At 71.1% G+C, this 18,148-nt stretch carries 14 protein-coding genes; 10 read left to right on the forward strand and 4 right to left on the reverse strand.

Annotation, left to right across the window (positions count from 1 at the left end; genetic code table 11):
- Position 1 precedes the first annotated feature (1 nt).
- The 4 genes from TA3x_RS19460 to TA3x_RS19475 all read left to right on the forward strand — a co-directional run bounded on the left by TA3x_RS19460 (position 2) and on the right by TA3x_RS19475 (position 2,154).
- Positions 2 to 913: an alpha/beta hydrolase gene (locus tag TA3x_RS19460; RefSeq protein WP_435016327.1), complete on the forward strand. Its 912-nt coding sequence runs from the start codon at positions 2 to 4 to the stop codon at positions 911 to 913.
- A gap of 54 nt (positions 914 to 967) precedes the next feature.
- Positions 968 to 1,165, forward strand: a complete 198-nt coding sequence (locus TA3x_RS19465) for a hypothetical protein (protein WP_435016328.1) — start codon at positions 968 to 970, stop codon at positions 1,163 to 1,165.
- Complete coding sequence (locus TA3x_RS19470) at positions 1,162 to 1,425, forward strand: ParE family toxin-like protein (protein WP_435016329.1); 264 nt, start codon at positions 1,162 to 1,164, stop codon at positions 1,423 to 1,425. Before TA3x_RS19465 ends, TA3x_RS19470 begins: the two co-directional genes overlap by 4 nt.
- A gap of 108 nt (positions 1,426 to 1,533) precedes the next feature.
- Positions 1,534 to 2,154: a hypothetical protein gene (locus TA3x_RS19475; protein WP_435016330.1), complete on the forward strand. Its 621-nt coding sequence runs from the start codon at positions 1,534 to 1,536 to the stop codon at positions 2,152 to 2,154.
- 139 nt (positions 2,155 to 2,293) lie between these two features.
- On the opposite strand, the gene TA3x_RS19480 is transcribed toward TA3x_RS19475, so the two are convergent.
- Together TA3x_RS19480 and TA3x_RS19485 are read right to left on the reverse strand one after the other, a co-directional pair.
- Positions 2,294 to 3,277, reverse strand: coding sequence for an ROK family protein (locus TA3x_RS19480; protein ID WP_435016331.1), 984 nt, complete (start codon positions 3,275 to 3,277; stop codon positions 2,294 to 2,296).
- A 175-nt stretch (positions 3,278 to 3,452) separates the two neighbouring features.
- Positions 3,453 to 6,653 (reverse strand): hypothetical protein, encoded by a 3,201-nt coding sequence (locus tag TA3x_RS19485; RefSeq protein ID WP_435016332.1) that lies wholly within the window; start codon positions 6,651 to 6,653, stop codon positions 3,453 to 3,455.
- Positions 6,654 to 7,127: 474 nt separating this feature from the next.
- On the opposite strand from TA3x_RS19485, the gene TA3x_RS19490 reads away from it, so the two are divergent.
- From TA3x_RS19490 to TA3x_RS19505, 4 genes are all read left to right on the forward strand, one after another.
- Positions 7,128 to 8,186, forward strand: a complete 1,059-nt coding sequence (locus TA3x_RS19490) for a DUF1559 domain-containing protein (RefSeq protein WP_435016333.1) — start codon at positions 7,128 to 7,130, stop codon at positions 8,184 to 8,186.
- Between the two features lie 102 nt (positions 8,187 to 8,288).
- Positions 8,289 to 8,489: a hypothetical protein gene (locus TA3x_RS19495; protein WP_435016334.1), complete on the forward strand. Its 201-nt coding sequence runs from the start codon at positions 8,289 to 8,291 to the stop codon at positions 8,487 to 8,489.
- Positions 8,490 to 8,777: 288 nt separating this feature from the next.
- A complete protein-coding gene (locus TA3x_RS19500) occupies positions 8,778 to 11,684 on the forward strand; it encodes a RecQ family ATP-dependent DNA helicase (RefSeq protein WP_435016335.1) in 2,907 nt (968 codons plus the stop codon).
- A 140-nt stretch (positions 11,685 to 11,824) separates the two neighbouring features.
- Positions 11,825 to 14,080, forward strand: coding sequence for a hypothetical protein (locus tag TA3x_RS19505; RefSeq protein WP_435016336.1), 2,256 nt, complete (start codon positions 11,825 to 11,827; stop codon positions 14,078 to 14,080).
- 118 nt (positions 14,081 to 14,198) lie between these two features.
- Here the strand turns inward: TA3x_RS19505 and TA3x_RS19510 are convergent, their stop codons facing one another.
- Positions 14,199 to 15,020 carry a DJ-1/PfpI family protein gene (locus tag TA3x_RS19510; RefSeq protein WP_435016337.1) on the reverse strand — a complete coding sequence of 274 codons (822 nt, stop codon included), beginning with the start codon at positions 15,018 to 15,020 and terminating at the stop codon, positions 14,199 to 14,201.
- A gap of 182 nt (positions 15,021 to 15,202) precedes the next feature.
- Here TA3x_RS19510 and TA3x_RS19515 point away from each other — a divergent pair, with 182 nt between their 5' ends.
- On the forward strand, positions 15,203 to 16,021 hold the full coding sequence (locus TA3x_RS19515) for a zinc-ribbon domain containing protein (RefSeq protein ID WP_435016338.1): 819 nt from the start codon (positions 15,203 to 15,205) through the stop codon (positions 16,019 to 16,021).
- 13 nt (positions 16,022 to 16,034) lie between these two features.
- Here TA3x_RS19515 and TA3x_RS19520 read toward each other — a convergent pair whose 3' ends face one another.
- Entirely contained in the window at positions 16,035 to 17,300 is a 1,266-nt protein-coding gene (locus TA3x_RS19520) for a competence/damage-inducible protein A (RefSeq protein ID WP_435016339.1), read from the reverse strand.
- 214 nt (positions 17,301 to 17,514) lie between these two features.
- Between TA3x_RS19520 and TA3x_RS19525 the strand changes: the two genes are divergently transcribed.
- Entirely contained in the window at positions 17,515 to 18,111 is a 597-nt protein-coding gene (locus TA3x_RS19525) for an HNH endonuclease (RefSeq protein ID WP_435016340.1), read from the forward strand.
- Positions 18,112 to 18,148: the final 37 nt, after the last annotated feature.

Below are 18,148 nucleotides of genomic sequence, written 5' to 3' on the forward strand. Positions count from 1 at the left end.
AATGATGCGAATCCGCGTGCGGCGTCCGGGCCGACTGGCGTATGCGATGTTGCTCGTCGGCGCGGCCATGGCCCGGGCCGGGGAGATGCCGGCCGTCGAGGGGCCCATGCCGCTCTGGCCCGACGGACCCCCCGGCGTGGCCAAGGATGACAAGCGGACCTTGCCGACCCTGACCCTGTATCGCCCCGACCCCGACAAGGCCACCGGGGCGGCGATCGTCATCTGCCCGGGGGGCGGCTACGGCGGCCTCGCCGACCACGAAGGCAAGCCGATCGCCGAGTGGGCCCGGGGCCTGGGCCTCACCGCGGTCGTGCTCAAGTACCGGCTCGGCCCGGCGTTCCGCCACCCGGCGATGCTCGAAGACGCCGCCCGCGCCATCCGCACGGTCCGGTCGCACGCCGAGGACTGGAAGATCGACCCCAAACGCGTGGCCGTGCTCGGCTTCTCGGCGGGCGGCCACCTGGCCTCGACGATCGCCACCCACTTCGACGCCGGCCGCCCCGACTCCCCCGACCCGGTCGAGCGGCTCAGCTCCCGGCCCGACCGCGCCATCCTGGTCTACCCGGTCATCGCCATGGCGACCCCCTACGGCCACGCCGGGTCGAAGAAGAATCTCCTGGGCGACAACCCGCCCGCCGACCTGGTCGCCTCCCTGTCCAACGAACTCCAGGTGACCAGGGACACGCCGCCGACCTTCATGGCCCACACCGACCAGGACACCGCCGTCCCGCCCGAGAATGCCCTCCTGTTCGCCCTCGCCCTGCGCAAAGCCAGGGTCCCGCTCGAACTCCATATCTTCGAGCAGGGCCGACACGGCCTCGGCCTCGGCCCCAAGGAGATGCCTTTCTCCGAGTGGCCCGGCCTCTGCGCCCGCTGGCTCGACGCCCAGGGGTTCCTCAAGCCGGCGAAGTGAGCGATCTCGCGGCGATCGATCCCAAATCAGGTCCTTTTGAGGTCTTCGACGGCCATGGGTGTGCAAGAAATCGAAGCGGCCATCGCCCGACTGCCGGCCCAGGAGTTCGCCGAGTTGATGTCATGGCTCGACGAATATGCCGCGCAACGGTGGGACAAACAGATTGAGGATGACCTGGATTCGGGCCGCCTCGATAATCTGCTGGACGAGGTGGACCGTGAGCACGATGCCGGTTTAAGTCGGCCTCTATGAACCATTTCACGCTGCCCCGCTTCTGGCAATACCACCGGTTGTTGCCGGACGAGGTCAGAGCGCTGGCGGACAAGAACTTCGAGTTGCTCAAGGCCGATCCGCATCACCCGTCGTTGCACCTCAAGAAGGTCGGCAGGACGCGGCAACTCTGGTCGGTCCGCGTCGGGTCTCACCACCGCGCCCTGGGCGTCGACAAACCACAAGGGATCGTCTGGTTCTGGATCGGGCCGCATTCCGAGTACGACACGCTGATCGGGTGATGCTCGCAGGCGTGATGATGCCCGGAGGATCACTCATCGGCCCGTGGCCCCTTGGAGTCGGTATTGACCATGCCGGGCAAACGCACAGTCGAGGAAATGGTCGCACGCATGATGTCGCTGGATAAACGCGGCGTCTTCTGTCGCGGGGAGCTAGCCTACGAGATCGCGGCCCTGGCGCCCTGGCCCGGCTTCCTCGAATGTCTGGCCGGTCTCCCGGCCGATCTGGTCGAAGAGGTGCGGGAGATCGCGTCGAAGCCCCACGCCCACCCGGAGGACGTGATCAACGGGACGGCCTTGTATGGTCCCATGACCGAGGAAGAATTCGAGGAGATGCAGCGCAGGAACCAGCTTCATGCCTACTGGTTGATGAGGATCCTGCACGGACTCTTCTACCCCGAGCGACCCATGCCGGTGTTCGAACCGATCACGCGAGTCGGCATCGTGAGCGAGTCGGCAGTCGTCGATGGATCCGTCGTCCTGTTCGGCGTCTTGAATTCTTTCATCATCCGGAAGCATCCCGTCCGGTGCGTCCCGCCCTCGGGCGAAGTGATCATCACCTCGGCCCTCCCCAGGACCTATGCGAAAGAGTTGGATCGGTATGGCGTGTTCCTCGACGCGACCGTCCGATCGCCGGCCGAGGTCCCGCCCGGGACCGAAGTCTGGGTCGACCGGACGGCCGCGAGCGACATCCCACCCTTGACGGCGTCGGAACTCATGGGCTCGAACTGACCGGGTGCAGGCCGATTCGGCCGCACCGAGAGCATCCCCGCAACTTGGCGATCCTGGTGGGACGACGGGCGGGGGGCCGCGTTCGGCAAAGCAATCGCGGCCGTTCTCGCGTCGAAATACACCGACGACGGGCCGAAGTTCACCCCGCGAAGCGTTCGCGGGCGAGCAGGGCGGCGCCGAGGATGCCGGCGTCGTCGCCGAGGGCGGCCAGCTCGATGCGGATCGTCTGATCCGGGTCGACCAGGATCTGCTCGCGGGCGGACTCGCGGACCAAGTCCAGGAACGGCTGGCCCAGCGCCTCGGTGACGCCGCCGCCCAGGACGACGATCTCGGGGCCGATCAGGTTGACCAGGCCGCCCAGGGCCAGGCCGAGATAGAAGGCGGCCCGGTGGATCTCCTTGGTCGCGACGTGGTCGCCGGCGGCGAGGGCGTCGGCCAGGTCGCCGCTCTTGAGCTTGCTGGTCTTCTTGTCGACCTTGCCGGCCAGGCAGGACTCGACCCCCTTCTTGATCTCCTTGCTGATCCGCCGGGCCATCGCGTTGCGGCTGGCCAGGGCCTCCAGGCAGCCGTGGCGGCCGCATCCGCAGAGGGGGCCCTTGGCCTTGACCACGATGTGGCCGATCTCGCCGGCGTTGCCGGTCGCCCCTTCGACGACCCGGCCGTCCATGATCAGGCAGCCGCCGATCCCGGTGCCGACGAACGCGGCGAGCATGCTCTTGTGCTCGCGGCCGGCCCCCAGGCGGTATTCGCCATACCCGCCCACCCGGACGTCGTTCTGGAGCAGCACCGGCTTGCCGATCGCCTTCGACAGGTCGGGCGCCAGGGGCCAGTTGCTCACGTTCATGTTGGCGCTGAAGGCGATCACCCCGGTCTTGGGGTCGAGCGGGCCGGGCGAGCCGATCCCGATCCCGGCCAACTCGTCGCGCGACACGCCAGCCTCGGCCAGCGCCTGATCCAGGCACTCGACGATCGCGGCGAGGATCGCATCGTTGCCGTCCCCGGCGGGCGTCGACCGCTTGGCGCGGCCGAAGAGCCGATTGTTCGCGCCCACGACCCCGGCCAGGACCTTGGTCCCGCCCAGGTCGATGCCGACCACCGGAGGCCCGCCGCCCAGTTGCGTCATGAATCTCCAACCTCTCCGGGATCGTTCTCGGCCGGGATGATGCGACGGACGCCCGCGCGGGGTCCCGGCGAATTCTAATCGGCCCGGCGACCGCTTGTCATCGCCCCGAATCGCCGATTTCGGGACTTCGGCGATCGGGTCGGGACGATTGGGTCGGGCGGGTTCGCCGCGACGATCAGGGCTCCCTCGGCGGGCGGTCACGGGGCCGTGCCGACTCGCGGGCCTCGCGCAGCAGGGTCGCGAGTTCCCGCTTCAGGTCGCCGACCAGCCGCATCCGGCCGATCCGGTCCGCGTCGCCCACCTCGGCCAGCCCGTCCAGCTCCTCGGCCCACCGGCCCAGGCGATCGAGGTCGCGGACCCCGGCGCGCTCCAGCCACCTCGCCAGCGGCTCGACCGCGATCGCGTCGTCGTCCAGCCCCAGGATCACCCGCGCCGCGAACCGATGGCGGTCCGGGTCCGGCACGGCGGCCAGGGCCTCGTTCAGGCCCCGGTCCTGGGTCCAGCCCCGGACGATCTGGCCGCGAGTCGCGGCGTCGTAGCCCGATCGGGCGAACCCGGAGAGCGTCTCCAGGCACTTCCACCGCATCGAACCGAACGCCGACAGCCCGTCCCCGACCCATGCTTTCAGAGCCGGCAACGCCTCTCCGGGCAAAGGGGCGAGCGGGGCCGTCCGGGCGAAGCCGTCGCGGATGTCGTCGCGGGCCTCGGGGTAATCGGCATGGGACCACCAGGGCAGGGGGGGCAATGATCGGAGGTCCGCCACCCGCGCCGCGACCACGCGGGCCAGCCTCGGGCCGTCGCAGGCGTTGAGCATCAGTTCGAAGAACCGCTCGGGACGCGGTTGCACCAGGGCCCGGTCCCAGGCGGCGACCACCCCCGGCGCGGCGTCGGCCGCACCGGCGCGGCGGAGTTCGCCCCGGGCGTCGGCCGCCAGCGCCCGCCAGGCCCGGTCGTCGCGGAGCATCCGCTGGCGCACCGGCCACCGCCCGTCGATCGGGAGGCGGGCCGACGAGGCGGCGACCATCTCGGCCACCACGCCGTCGGGCTCCCACCCCCAACCGTCCCCGGCGTCGGGCGGCCGGAGCCGGGCGACGATCGCGCCCGCCCGTCCCAGCCAGTCGTCGGGCCGGGCCCGGAGCGGGTCGAGGGGGCGCGACAGCGCATCGCCGATCGGCCCGAGCCCCGGGGCCCCGGCGTCGAACCCACCCGGCCAGGCCTCCCGGACGGCGTCCAGGATCGGCCCCAGTCCCGCCCCCGCCGCGTCGCGGAGCCGGCCTTGCAGGGCCAGGAGCAGCGCCCCCCGCTCCTCGGGCGGGACCCCCGGCAGCCGCAGGCCGAGCAGGCCGGCCGGGTCGCCCGAACGGAGCAGCCGGCCGAAGTCCAGGGCGTCGTCGACCCGCCTCGCCTGCTCGTCGGACACCTCGCCGCGTCCCCGGGCCTCCGCGATCCAGTCCGGGACTCCCCGCTTGCGGAACTCGGGGGTGATCAGCCGGCGGATCAGGTCGAGGCCCGACGGCATCCGCGCCAGGTAGGTTTCGGCCCAGGCCGGATCGGCGGGCCGGGGGGACATCGGCAGGAGCATCTCCTCGACGCCCCAGCGGAACGCGTCATCGGGCAGTCCGGGGTCGCTCGCCAGCGCCAGCCAGGCCCGCGCCAGCGCGGGGCGATCCGCCTCGGGGGTGCGGTCGCGGAGGGCTCGCCAGTCCCCGGCCCGGTCGGCGTCCGAGAGGAACGGGCGGAGGGCCGGGCCAATCCACCCCGGGGCGTCGGCCCCCCGGCCCAGGGCCCAGGCCATCCCGGCCCGGCCCTGGCCCGGGGCGTCGGGGTCGAAGGCCGGGGCCACGGCCCGGGCCAGGAGGGCCACGGCCTCCGGACGATCGGCGACGGCGCCCGCCGCGGCGTCGAGCACCGCCGCCAGCACGCCGGACCGGCCCCGCGCCGCCTCGACCAGCGATCGCAGCGGGGACGGGTCGCCGCCGTCGCGCACTCGGGCCGCCGCCGCGCCCGCTTCGAGGGGGATCAGCATCCCCCGGTCGCACGACGGGTCGGATCGGAGCCGCCGCAGCACCGCCCCGGCGGCGTCGGGCGCCAGGCCCCCGATCAGGGCGCGGGCGAAGGCCGGGCGGGCCTCCCGGGGCGCGGCGCGGAGCGTGTCCGCGATCGCCCCATCCCGCTCCCCGGCCTCGATCCCCCCGAACCAGCCGGCGAACGCCTCGCCCCAGCCCCGCGCCTCGGCGGCATCGGCCCAGGCCTCCCGGAGCCCGAGGTGGGCCAGCAGCGCAGCGCGGGCCTCGGGCCGATCTTTCTCGTCGACCGCCGACCACCACGACGGGCCCCGGCCCCGGATCCATTCGCCCCCCGCCCCGGCCCGCGCCGACCACTCGGCGAACGACCGGAGCCGCGCCCACCCCTCGGCCGATTCGGGGACGCCCCGGTCGCGGCACGCCTCGGGGAAGCCGATCAGGTGGTCGAGCCAGTCGTCGGACCAGGCGTCGTCGGGCCGATCCGCCCGGCGGGCGAGGTCGTCGGCGGTCGACCAGTCCGCCTCGGCGACCGGGCCGGGATGGATGAACCAGCCGGCCAGGGTCCGGGCCCAACGGGGCGGGTCGATCGGGGGTTCGCAGGTCCCGGCGTCGAGGTCGGCGACGATCCCCAGCGACGCCAGAGCCGGGCGGTTCGGGCGGGCGATCGGGCTGGTCCCCTGGATCCGGAAGCCGGGCAGTTCCTCGGGGCGGTCGTGGAACGTCGAGAACGTCAGCGCCCCGCGCATCGCCTCCGGGAACGCGAACGTGAGCAGGGCGACCATCGGCCCCAGCCGGCCCGGGTCGGCCACCAGGAACAGGGTCCTCCCCTCGCGGGCCGCGATCGCCACCCCGGCCAGCAGCCGGGCCAGCCTTTCCGGGCCTTCCCCCCCGGCCAGCCTCGCCACGGACCCGAACTCGGGGCGGATCGACAACGCCCCCTCCGCCAGGTCGAACTCGGAGGGCGGCTGGCCCCGGCTCGGCTCGGGGTCGCTCCGCCGCCACGCCGGGGCGTCCCACAACCCCGCCGGCCAAGACCGGATCGCGGCGAGATCCGAGGCGGCCAATCGGACCCCATGCGCGAACAGCCCGCCCGGGCGGCCCCACAACCCCCGCTCGGTCTCGTATTCGTGGGCGCGCGGCGTCAGCCAGGCGACCTCGACCACGTCGCCATCGCGGCGATACCGCAGCGCGGGCGGGGCCAGCGACCGCCCCCCGCCCGGGAACGCCTTCATCCCCAGGTGGCGGAAGTCGCCCGACACCGGGTAGCCGGGCGTCATCCGCTTGATCTGGAACCCGTTGCTCGCCCCCAGGCCGTAGCCGACCGGGCACTGGGTGTAATAGATCTGCTCCATCGCCGCTCGTCCTCGCCGGGCCCGGCCGCCCATGATATGCCAACGCCGCGGCGCAAGCCAATTCGATCGCGCCTCGGAGGATCGCCGAGGAAGATTCGCAATGATCAGTAATACTCATGATTTTGATGGCCGATGGCCCGCCCCGCACGGCCCCGCACCCAGCATCGGCAGTCACGCCAAAGGATTGGGCACCGCCGAAAGTTCGCATCGGGCGATGCAGGGCGAGGCGTGTCCCGGCCGGATCCGCCAGGGCACGGCCTCCGGGGTCGCATCCCTCACTTGAACCGAGGTTTACGGGGTCCTGGGCGTATCAAGGATTCACCATGAGAGTCCGCGCGGCCGAATTGCGGGATTTCTCTTGAAGATTTGGCTCCCTGATTGCTTAAACTGTCTTTGGCATCCTGTTCTCATATGGGCCAAGCGCCGCGGACATTTTCAACGAAGATACATTAGGATCCGAACCGAGGTGCTCGAATGCGATCGGTTGAATCGACGCCCCTGGAATCAGGTGGCACCATCCCGGCCCCACGGCCCGCCGTCCCGCCTCGGGGATTCACGCTGATCGAGCTTCTGGTGGTGATCGCGATCATCGCCGTTTTGATCGCCCTGCTCCTGCCCGCCGTTCAGGCGGCGCGCGAGGCCGCCCGCCGCAGCCAGTGCGTGAACAACCTGAAGCAGATCGGCCTAGCGATGCACAACTACGAGTCGGCGATCGGGCGGTTGCCGATCGGCGCGGTGACCGCTAACAGCAACCAGACGGGGACGCCATCCTGCCCGACCGACGGGTCGAACTGGTTGACCCGCAAGAAGCACACGATGTGGGCCCTGCTCCTCCCCTATGTCGAGCAGACGGCGGCCTTCAACGCGATCAACTTCAACTTCGCGGCCAAGGACATGCAGGGATCGGACAATGCCGGCGCCATCAACTACACGGGCCTGAATACCCGCGTGGCCGTCTATGTCTGCCCGTCGGACCTGCGGGCAACCCCCATCACCGGGACGAACCCCTACTCCCAGGGTTCCTACGCCGGGATGTTCGGGACCATCGACATCATCCGCTACACCAGCTGCCCCAATGAGGTCGAGCCCGACGGCATGTTCGGCCGCAACCGGAATTATGGCCTATCCGACATCCGCGACGGGTCGAGCAACACGATCCTGGCCGGCGAGTATTCGAATTTCCTCCGGCCCCTGCTGAGCTACGGCAACTACTGGAGCATCTTCGACTGGATCGGCCCGTCCGCCTTCCCCGGCGTGACGACCATCCAGGGGGGACTCGCCTCCTCCGTGCCCCGCATCAACGCGAACGTCGTCACACCCGACGTACCCACGACCGGCTCGGCGGAATGGCGCAACGTGCCCGCCGCCCTGGAGATGGGGCAGTGGGGCTTCCGCAGCCTCCACCCGGGCGGGGCGAACTTCCTGTTCGGCGACGGTTCGGTCCGGTTCCTCAAGAATTCGACCAACGCGGTCGTCTACCGCGCCCTCAGCACCCGCGGCGGCGGCGAGGTCGTCAGCTCCGACGCGTTCTGATGGATATCCGGCCCCGCCCGCCCGACGGCCGCCGTCGCCCCGGGCGGATGTCGGGGCCGCCTCCCACGATCCACCCAGCGACCGCAGAGGGATCCGATGAGAGTGCCGAAGCCCGTGGGCCTGCTTGCCATCTGCCTCGCGACGTGCGCCGGTTGTCAGCAGGATCCGCTGCCCACCGCCCCGCCCCCCGTCGTGGATCGATTCTCCGGGAAGAAGCCGGAGAGCCCCGAAGTGCCCCTGTCGCCGAGCGACCAGAATCGGAAGTACAAGGGGGAAGCCGGCCCGTCGGCCTCCGAGGATTGACCGGGAAACCGTGCCGGCGGATCCCCGCCAATCGCCCGGGGCCCCTTTGATCTGCCGGCCCGGCCGGTGCGGGTCGCCGGGGCCGGGCTCGGCCACGGTTGCCGGCCGGGGACCGCGCCGCCTTTCCGGAGGAGGGGGCGATGTCGCGGCGGGCCGGCGGGAACCGGGGGCCGGCTCGCCCCGGAGGGGTTCGGCCCCGCTCCGGTCGGGCAGTCCGGGTCGCGGATGGTGAACGGGCGTCGTATAATGGGGGTCGCTCCGACCTGAACGACCCGGGACCGCCCGCCCATGAGCATGGCCGACGTCGCCGCCGACCTGGAACGCCCGTTGCGCGATCGCTTCGGACTGGAGCGATTCCGGCCCGGCCAGCGCGAGGTGATCGAGAACGTCCTGGGCGGCCGCGACGTCCTGTGCGTGATGCCGACCGGCGGCGGCAAGAGCCTCTGCTATCAGCTCCCGGCCGTCCTCCTGCGCGGGCCGACGCTGGTGGTCAGCCCCCTGATCGCGCTGATGAAGGACCAGGTCGACGCCCTCCAGGCCCGGGGCCTGCGGGCGACGCTGCTCAACAGCACGCTCGACCCGGCCGAGCAGAAGGCGCGGCTGGCCGAGATCGAGGCCGGGCTCCATGACCTCGTCTACGTCGCCCCGGAGCGGTTCCGCAGCCCCCGGTTCGTCGAGACCATGGCCCGTGTCAAGCCGGCCCTTCTGGCGGTCGACGAGGCGCACTGCATCAGCGAGTGGGGCCACGACTTCCGGCCCGATTATGCCCGGATCGGCTACGCCCGCCGCCAGATCGGGTCGCCCCCGTGCATCGCCCTGACCGCCACCGCCACGGATCTGGTCCGCCGCGACATCGCCGACCAGCTCGACCTCCGCGACCCGGCGCAGTTCGTCACCGGGTTCGACCGGCCCAACCTGACCTACGCCGTGGTCAAGGCGACCAAGGACGCCGACAAGCTCGCCGTCCTGGCCAGCACCCTCCAGAGGATGCCCGGCCCGGCCGTCGTCTACGCCTCCAGCCGCGCCCGGTGCGAGACCGTGGGGCAGTACCTGGAGCGCGAGCTGCGGCGGCCGACCGTGGTCTACCACGCCGGGCTGAGCCGGGAAGAACGCGCCTCCGCCCAGGACCGGTTCATGTCCGGCGAGGTCGAGACGGTGGTGGCCACCAACGCCTTCGGCATGGGCGTGGACAAGGCGGACATCCGCTCGGTGGTCCACTTCAACCTGCCGGGGACGCTGGAGGCGTATTACCAGGAGGCCGGCCGCGCCGGTCGCGACGGCAACCGGGCCCGGTGCGTCCTGCTGTATGCCCCGCAGGACCGCTTCCTCCAGGAGATGTTCATCGAGAACGAGTACCCGCCGCCGGACGCGGTGTACCGGGTCTACGATTTCCTCCGGGGGCTGGACGCCGACCCGATCGAGCTGACCCACGCCGAGATCAAGGAGTCGTCGCGGGTCGACCTCAACGAGTCGGCCATCGGCACGGCCCTGAAGATCCTCGAAGGGGCGGGGGCGGTGGAGCGGTTCCGGCCCCGCGAGAACATGGCCATCGTCCGGATCAACGCCGAGCCCGACGAGCCCAGCCTGATCGGCCGGGTCAGCCCGTCGGCCACGGTGCAGTTGCTGGCCCTGCGGGGGATCGAGGGGATCGTCAACCGCCGGTTCGGCGAGGCGGTCTACTTCAACCCCGACGAGTTCGCCGGCAAGCTCGGCATCGAGCGCTCGGCCCTGACCCGCGCCATCAAGAACCTGGCGGCCGACCTGCCCATCGATTACGTCCCGCCGTTCCGGGGCAACGCCGTCCGGGTCAACGACCGCAACAAGCGGTCGCGCGACCTCGTAATCGACTTCAAGGCGCTGGACCAGCGCAAGAAGCGCGAATACGACAAGCTCGAACGGATGCTCCGGTACGCCCAGACCAACGCGTGCCGGCGGGCCTACATCCTGGGGTACTTCGGCGACGCCGAGGCGTCGACCTGCGGGAGCTGCGACAACTGCGGGACCTCGGGCGACGACGACCATCCCGACGTCCCGACCTCGCGGCAAATCGATACCGAATCCGGCCGGGAGATCATCCTCAAGGCCCTCTCGGGCGTGGCCCGGGCCCGGGGCCGGTTCGGCAAGATCATGGTGGCCCAGATGCTCACCGGGTCGTCGTCCGAGAAGATGACCAGGGCGGGACTCGCCTCGCTGACCACGTTCGGGATCCTGGGGGCCTTCCGCCAGCCGGAGGTCGTCGCCCTGCTCGACGCCCTCGCCGGCTCCGGCCTGGTCCAGTTCGAGGAGTTCGAGCGTTTCCGCGCCACCATCAGCCTGACCCCGGAAGGCCGCGACTACCTCAAGGGCCCTGACCGCCCGCCGGTCTCCCTGACGCTGCCCGACGACCTTTTCGCGAAGGTCCAGGGCGGGGGGATGGGCCGCACGGCATCGTCCCGCCCTTCCTCGTCATCCGGGTCGAAGCCCGGCGAGCCCGACATCGAAGCCGCCCCGTCGGAGTATGCCTCCGACCCCCTGTGGACGGTGCTCCGCGAGATGCGGAACCGGTGGGCCGCCGAGGTCAAGCAGCCCCGCTACACGATCTTCTCGGACATGACCCTGGAGGCGATGGTCCGGGCCCGCCCCCGCACGCCCCACGAGCTGGCCGCCATCAAGGGGATGGGCCCCTACAAGCTCGAACGCTATGGGGCCGCCCTGATCGCGGCGATCACCGGCGAGGCCGAGTCCGCCACGCCCCCGCCGGCCTCGCCCCAAACGAAGCCAACGCCGGCCCCCGCCCCGATCCCGATCGACGACCTCCCCTCCATCGGACCCGACGATCTCGAATCGGAGGAGCGGGGCGAAACGAAGCCAACGCCGGCCCCGGCGGCTCGCGCCGAAACGAAGCCGAAGCCGGCCCGCAAAGCGACCACCCCCGGCCGTCCCCAGGTCTCGACCGAGGAATGGACCTGGCGGCTGCTCGACCGCGGGTTCGCCCCGGACGAGGTGGCGGCGATCCGTGGCCTGGACTTCTCGGACGTCGTCCGCCACGCCACCAGGGTCGCCCGCCTGGGCAAGCCCGTCGCCATCACCGCCTTCCTCACCCCCGAGGTGATCGCCCACTGGGACGAGGCCGTGCGCGGCGGGGCCGCGCGCGGCCCCGAGCCGTCGCCGGGCCTCTGGGCGTTGTACATGGCCTGCCGGGGGGAGGCGGGCTGAGCCCCGCCGCGCCGGATCCCGCCCGAGGAGCATCTCGGCTATACGGGAAATCACGTGTTGCTTAGGATGCCGCCCCACGGCCCCGATCCTTGAGCAAGGAGCGTGGCGATCCATCGACGACGATGAGGGGGCTCGGCACGATGACGGCGCGGACACGCGGGGTGGTCAGGCAGGCGCATCGGGCTTGGATCAGCCGACGGCTCCGGCGCGGCGACGAGGCCCGCACCGCCGGGATCTCCGCCGGCACGATCGCGCTCGGGGTCGCGGTCGGACTGCAATCGATGCTCGCGGCCATGCTGCTCGTCGCCCGCACCCTGGAGCCGGCGGCGTTCGCGGAACTGACCGCGCGGGGCCGAGACCTCTTCCGGCCCGAGTACGACCTGCCCCTCTACGCGGCCGGCTGCCTCGCCGGCCTCGCGCTCGCCTTCGGCCTGGCACGCTTCAGGAGGGACGCCGGGAACGCCCGGCCGGCCCTGCTGGCGGTCCTCGCGACGGCCGCCTTCCTCGCAAGCCTCTCCCGGGTCCCGCCCACCCCCGACCCGATGTCGCCCTGGCGGGCCGCCTCGCTGGTCGCCCCGGGCGCCCTGGCCGTGGCCGCCTTCCTGGCGGGCGGGCGGAGGGGGCCGGCGGCCCGCGGACTGTTCCACGGCCGGGCGAGGCGGTGGAGGGACCAGGGGGTCGAGCCATCCGGCGATGGCGGGCCGGCCCCCCTCGCTCCGTGGCGGAGGGTCGTCGCCGACGCCTCGGCGGTGGGGCTGATCATCCTGCTGGTGGCGGTCCCCTCGTCCTCGCGGCTCGCCGGCCGGATCGCCGCCCTGGAGAGCATCCCGTTCCACCATTGGGACTTCTTCGTCATGGGGCCGACCCTGCGCTATCTCCACGGGGGGGCGCTCGGCACCGAGGTCTACTCGCAGTACGGGGTCGCCTGGCCGGTCCTCTTCGCCGGCCTCTCGCCGTGGCTGCCCGTCACCTACGGGAACGTCCTGGCGGTCACGCTGTCCTGCGGGATCCTGTACTTCGTCGGGGTCTTCCTCGGGTTGCGGCTGTTCCTGAAGAACACCGCATGGGCGGCGGCCGGGGCCGTCCTGGCGATCTACGTGCAGATGCACATCGGGGTCTTCCCCCGGATGACGATCTGGCTGACCCCGTCGTCGTCCGTGCTCCGGGCGCCGATGGACGTCTGGTTCTTCCTCGCCCTCGGGCTGCACCTCGATTCGGGCCGGAGGCGCTGGATCGCCCTGGCGGGGATGCTCGTCGGCCTGTCGATCCTGTTCGAGACCGACACGGGCCTCTATCTCGCGGCGACCCTCGGCCTCGCGCTGGCCTGCCTGCCGGGTTGCCCTTCCGCCTTTCCGGAGATCGGGTCGCGGGTCGGGGCGGTGCGTGCGTTCTTCGGGCGGTGCGTGCTCGCCGGGGGCGCAATGGCGGCCACCTTGCTCGCGGGGCTGGCCATCGCCAGCCGGGGGACGCTGCTCCGACGCGAGTTCTGGATGGGCTGGCTGGAGCCGTTGCGGCTTTACGGCGGCGGGGTGTCGGCCCTGCCGATCCGGGCCATCGATGGCCTGACCGGGCCGATCGTGTTCCTGGCGATGGCCGGCACCTACCTGACGCTGGTCGGCCTGATGCTTGCCGCGCTGCCCGGCCGGCGGGCCTCGCGCGGGCTGGTGCTGGGGGGCTGCGTGTCGGCCTACGGGCTCTGCCAGTTGCTCCAGTACGTCAACCGCAGCCACCCATTCAACCTTTATCATGCGGGCGTGCCGTTCTGCGTGATCGCGGTTGGCCTGGTCGCCCTGGCCGTCGGGCGATGGTCCGGGCGGGCCTCGATTGCGGCGTGGTCCCCCCGCCTGGCCCTGGGGCTGGCGCTCCTGGTGCTGGTGACGGGATCCGGATTCCGGGCGTATCCCCACCCCTGGGATCGCCTGGTCGATAAGCCTCAAGCCCGGGGCCTGACGCTGATGGCGGACGTCAAGGGACTGCCCGACGCCCGTCGCGGCGAGGTCGATGAGTTCCGCGCGGTGGTCCGCCGGATGAAGCGGATGCGGGCGCAGGGGACCACCGTGGCCGTGCTCGACCCGGCCGATACCCGGTTCTACCTCGCGTCGGGCTGCCCGCCCTGGGACCGCTACACGTCCCTGGTGACCCAGGTCCTCCGCAAGGATCAGCTGGCCGAGGCCGAGGAGCGGCTGTCCGCCGCGGGCGTCGATGTCTGGATCGCCCGCGAGCCCAGGCCGAAGCCGGCCAACTGGAACGACGCCCACCTCGCCTTGCTCGCCCGGATCGGGCGCGACTATGTCCTGGAGGAGAAGGTCGGCCGTTACGGCATCTGGCGGGCTCGCCGGCCTCCCTCCACCCGCACCGCCGACGCCGCCGGCAGGACCGCGTCCCTCACGCGGTAGCCCCCACGCGGCGGGGAGTGACCGGGCGGATTCGGCGTAACTCCCGCGGGCGATGCGGCCTGCCATCCGCCCGGGGCCGATCTTCGCGAGCGGCCCCGGCACGGAAGATGGCGTCGCCTCACTCCCCGGCATCCACCCCCAACCGGGCGGCGATCCGCCTGGCCGTCTCGGTCCGCGCCGCCTTGAGCGTGCGGGTCTCGGCCCGGACCGCCTCCAAAACCTCCGGCGGGGCGGTCTTCGGGGTGCCGCTCTGGAACGGCGGCTCCGGGGCGTATTCGATGCCGAGCTGGATGGCCTGGGCCGCCCGATCGCCCCGGAGCAGCGCGGCCAGCCGCAACGCCCCGTCGATGCCGGCGGTCACTCCCGCGGCGCTCAGGATCTTGCCGTCCAGCACGACCCTTTCTTCGACCGGGATCGCCCCGAAGTACCGGAGAAGGTCGAACGACCCCCAGTGCGTCGTCGCCCGGACCCCCTTGAGCAGCCCGGCCGCCCCGCAGACCAGCGCCCCGGTGCAGACCGAGTAGACGTAGCGGGCCTTCGCCGCGCGGTCCCGGAGGATGGCCAGCACGGCCTCATCCTCCATCAACGCCTGCTGCCCCGGCCCTCCGGGCACCACCAGCACGTCGAGCGGCGGGGCCTCGGCCAGCGTCACCTCCGGGGTCAGGATCAGCCCCTTGATGTCCCGGATCGGGGCCTTCTCCTTCGCCATGACGTGGACAGCGGCGTCCGGCACCCGCGACAACACCTCGAACGGCCCGGTGAAGTCGATCTGGTCCATGCGGGGGAAGATGAGGATGCCGATGCTCAGCCGGCTGTCGGCGTCCGGCGGCGCGGCCTCCGGCGAGGGGTCGGCCCCCTCGGCCGCGATCCCCCGGACGGCGGTCAGGCCGATGGCCCCGCCCGCCAGGCCATTTTGGAGGAAGGTTCTACGCGTTGCCATTCCGTCTTCTCCCTGGGAAAATTCACCGAACTTCAGCGAGTCCGCTCCGATAGGTCGAGGGCTTCGAATCATTGACTCCGATGCGGTCCGTTGGTTCGGGGATCAGCTGCGACCCATGCCCGTGCCACCTCTATCCGAAGCCTCAGCCCTTCGCATCCCCGCGGCGAGAAAGGTCGAGGCTGATGGAGCAAAAAATGAGTGATCTTGGTTGTGATAAACGCCTTCGGAGACTCCCCGAACTCCCGGACAATCTCGTTCCCCATCCTCGCTTTGGCGTGGCATATCGCCCCGATGTGGTGGTCCCGGCTGATCTCACCCGGCAGAATTTCACGGCCTATCCAATTCCCCATTACGTGGATGTCCTCCGGCAGTGCCGGAACTGCGGACGTCCATTCATCTTCTTCGCCCTCGAACAGAAGCATTGGTTCGAAGACCTCCACTTCCACATCCACTCTAGCCAATGCGTCCGCTGCACGGAGTGCCGCAGGCGTCAACACCACCTGAGCGAGCGCCTTCGGCGTTACTCCCGGCTTGTCGTCCGGGACGACCTGAGCGATTCGGAGTTGGAATCACTGGTCGGCGAGGCGGCTTATTTATTCGGGACGGGTCATCATGTGGGAGAGAATCGTCTCAGACGGATCAAGAATCTCGCCCTGGCCCGAATCCCGGACTCCTTGGCCACGAAACAGATCCTCGCCACGATCGAGGGAATCATCGAAATCGATGGTCAGCGACTGACACCTGTCGAGGCGATGATGCTCCGTGGCATCCTCGGCCTGATCGACGCCGGTGCTTCGGTCGTCAAGGAGGCCGAGGCGAAGGCCACGATCATCCCTGCCGATGACCTCGATCGGGAGCTGATCCCCTCCTACGCCGATTCGTTCAAGACGCTTCTTCGCCGGGGTTTCCTGACCTGGGGTCAGGATCGATACGGTACCTGGGGGGCACGCCCCTCGCCGGCGGCGATCGAGGGGCTTCGTGGGGGCTCGCAGGACTCCTGAGCTTCGGTCCGTCTCACGTGTCGGATCGATTGGAGAGATGCCGGATCGTAAGCCGGGCCCAGTTGAGGGCCTGCTTGGTGGCGCGGCGGCGGATGATCTCGCGGGGCTGTTCGGGGCCGACCTCGATCTTGCGGGTCTGGACCTTCTCGGAGGTGGCGATGCCGAGGTAGACCAGGCCGACCGACTCGGGGGGGACGCCCTCGCCGGGGCTGGCGTAGCCGGTGACGGAGACGCCGATGTCCGAGCCGAACCGCTCGCGGACCTGCTCGGCCATCGCGGCGGCGACCTCGGCGGAGACGGCGCCGTGCTCGATGAGGAGGGACGTCGGCACGCCCAAAACCTGGGCCTTGGCCTGGTTGGAATAGGAGACGATGCTGCCCGGGTAGTAGCGGCTGACGCCGGGGACCGAGGTGAGCTTCTCCGCGATCATCCCGCCGGTGCAGGACTCGGCGGTGGCGATGGTGAGGTCGGCCCGCTTGAGTTCGCGGACCAGCCCGTCGACCACGTCGTCGGCCCCCTCGCCCACGATCAGGTCGCCGAAGCGGCGGTAGATCTCGGCGACGGTCGGCTCCATCAGGGCGACGGCCTCGGCCTCGGTCGCCCCCTCGGCGATCACCCGGAAGGCGATCGTGGCGTCCGACGCGGTGATGCCCACCTCGGGCACGCGGCCCCGGGCGGTGAGGTCCAGGGCGTCGGCCTCGATCTCCGACTCCCCCTTGCCGAACATGTTGATCTTGCGATGGACGATCGTCCGGGAGATCCGCCCGGTGCGGCGGAGCAGGGGGACGACCTGATCGAAGAACATCTGCTTCAATTCGCGAGGGACGCCGGGCAGGCAGGCGACCAGGGTGCCATCGATCTCCATCGCCATGCCGGGCGCGGTGCCGATGGCGTTGGGCAGGGGGGTCGCCCCGGCGGGGAGCAGGGCCTGGATCCGGTTCCGCTCGGCCATCACCCGGTTGCGGCGGGCGAACATGGTCCGGATCGCCTCCAGGGAGGCGGCGTCCTCGACCAGCGTCACCCCGGCCGCGGAGGCCAGGGCCTCGCGGGTGAGGTCGTCCTGGGTCGGCCCCAGTCCGCCGCCGGTGATGACCAGGTCGGCCCGGGCGATCGCGGCCAGGAACACGCCGACGTTTTCCGCGAGGTCGTCCCCCAGCGCGGTGATGTAATGGACCGATATCCCCAGCTCGCCCAACCGCTGGCAGAGCCACTGGCTGTTGGTGTCGAGCGACTGCCCGCTGACCAACTCGCTGCCGATCGCGATGATCTCCGCCTTCATCGTCCGCCCTCGTCCTGCCCGGTCGATTTCGCCCTGAACCTCATCCTAACCGGTCGCTCTGGAGGAGGGACACGGCGACCGTCGGCGATCGGGGCGTTTCTCGCGGCCGTCGGGTATGTTGTAATAGTCCGACGCGCGTCCCGCCCGGTTCGCGCCCGGTCCCGCCATGGGGGTTCGACTCCCCCGGTCCCCTGACCCGCTCGGGAGGCTTCGCATGGTTGGTAGCTGCGTGCTGGAACGTCCGACCCTGGTGCTCAACCGGCACTGGATGCCGGTGAACGTGGCGACCGTCGCCCGGTCGCTGACGATGCTGTGGAACGAGGCCGCCTACGCGATCGACCCCGAGGACTTCCGGCCCTACTCCTGGGCCGACTGGTCGCGGCTCGCCCCGCGCGACGGCGACCCGTTCATCCGCACGGCCGGGTTCCGGATGCGGGTGCCCGAGGTGCTGACCCTGACCCGCCACGACCGGCCGCGTTCCGACGCCGTCACCTTCTGCCGCCGCAACCTGTTCAAGCGCGACCACACGACCTGCCAGTACTGCGGCGCCCAGCCGGGGACCTCGGAGCTGACCATCGACCACGTCATCCCCCGGTCCCGGGGCGGGGCCACCACCTGGGAGAACTGCGTCCTGGCCTGCGTCCCCTGCAACTCGCGCAAGGCCAACCGCACCCCGGAGCAGGCCCACATGAAGCTCCGGAAGGCCCCGGTCCGCCCCCAGTGGAGGCCGTTCTACGACGCCTCCCCGATCCGCATCGAGAGCTGGTCCCGGTTCCTCAGCGAAGCCTACTGGAATGTCCCGATCGACTGATGGGCGCCCGGCCGGCGGGGCCGCCCCCGAGCGGGAC

Origin of the sequence: Tundrisphaera macrotermitis, from assembly GCF_051175315.1 — a bacterium.
Taxonomy (GTDB): domain Bacteria; phylum Planctomycetota; class Planctomycetia; order Isosphaerales; family Isosphaeraceae; genus Tundrisphaera.

Bases quoted from the DNA above. Each gene is read 5' to 3' on its own strand.
- TA3x_RS19460 (WP_435016327.1), top strand. From the start codon at position 2: ATGATGCGAATCCGCGTGCGGCGTCCGGGCCGACTGGCGTATGCGATG.
- TA3x_RS19465 (WP_435016328.1), top strand. From the start codon at position 968: ATGGGTGTGCAAGAAATCGAAGCGGCCATCGCCCGACTGCCGGCCCAG.
- TA3x_RS19470 (WP_435016329.1), top strand. From the start codon at position 1,162: ATGAACCATTTCACGCTGCCCCGCTTCTGGCAATACCACCGGTTGTTG.
- TA3x_RS19475 (WP_435016330.1), top strand. From the start codon at position 1,534: ATGATGTCGCTGGATAAACGCGGCGTCTTCTGTCGCGGGGAGCTAGCC.
- TA3x_RS19480 (WP_435016331.1), bottom strand. From the start codon at position 3,277: ATGACGCAACTGGGCGGCGGGCCTCCGGTGGTCGGCATCGACCTGGGC.
- TA3x_RS19485 (WP_435016332.1), bottom strand. From the start codon at position 6,653: ATGGAGCAGATCTATTACACCCAGTGCCCGGTCGGCTACGGCCTGGGG.
- TA3x_RS19490 (WP_435016333.1), top strand. From the start codon at position 7,128: ATGCGATCGGTTGAATCGACGCCCCTGGAATCAGGTGGCACCATCCCG.
- TA3x_RS19500 (WP_435016335.1), top strand. From the start codon at position 8,778: ATGAGCATGGCCGACGTCGCCGCCGACCTGGAACGCCCGTTGCGCGAT.
- TA3x_RS19505 (WP_435016336.1), top strand. From the start codon at position 11,825: ATGACGGCGCGGACACGCGGGGTGGTCAGGCAGGCGCATCGGGCTTGG.
- TA3x_RS19510 (WP_435016337.1), bottom strand. From the start codon at position 15,020: ATGGCAACGCGTAGAACCTTCCTCCAAAATGGCCTGGCGGGCGGGGCC.
- TA3x_RS19515 (WP_435016338.1), top strand. From the start codon at position 15,203: ATGGAGCAAAAAATGAGTGATCTTGGTTGTGATAAACGCCTTCGGAGA.
- TA3x_RS19520 (WP_435016339.1), bottom strand. From the start codon at position 17,300: ATGAAGGCGGAGATCATCGCGATCGGCAGCGAGTTGGTCAGCGGGCAG.
- TA3x_RS19525 (WP_435016340.1), top strand. From the start codon at position 17,515: ATGGTTGGTAGCTGCGTGCTGGAACGTCCGACCCTGGTGCTCAACCGG.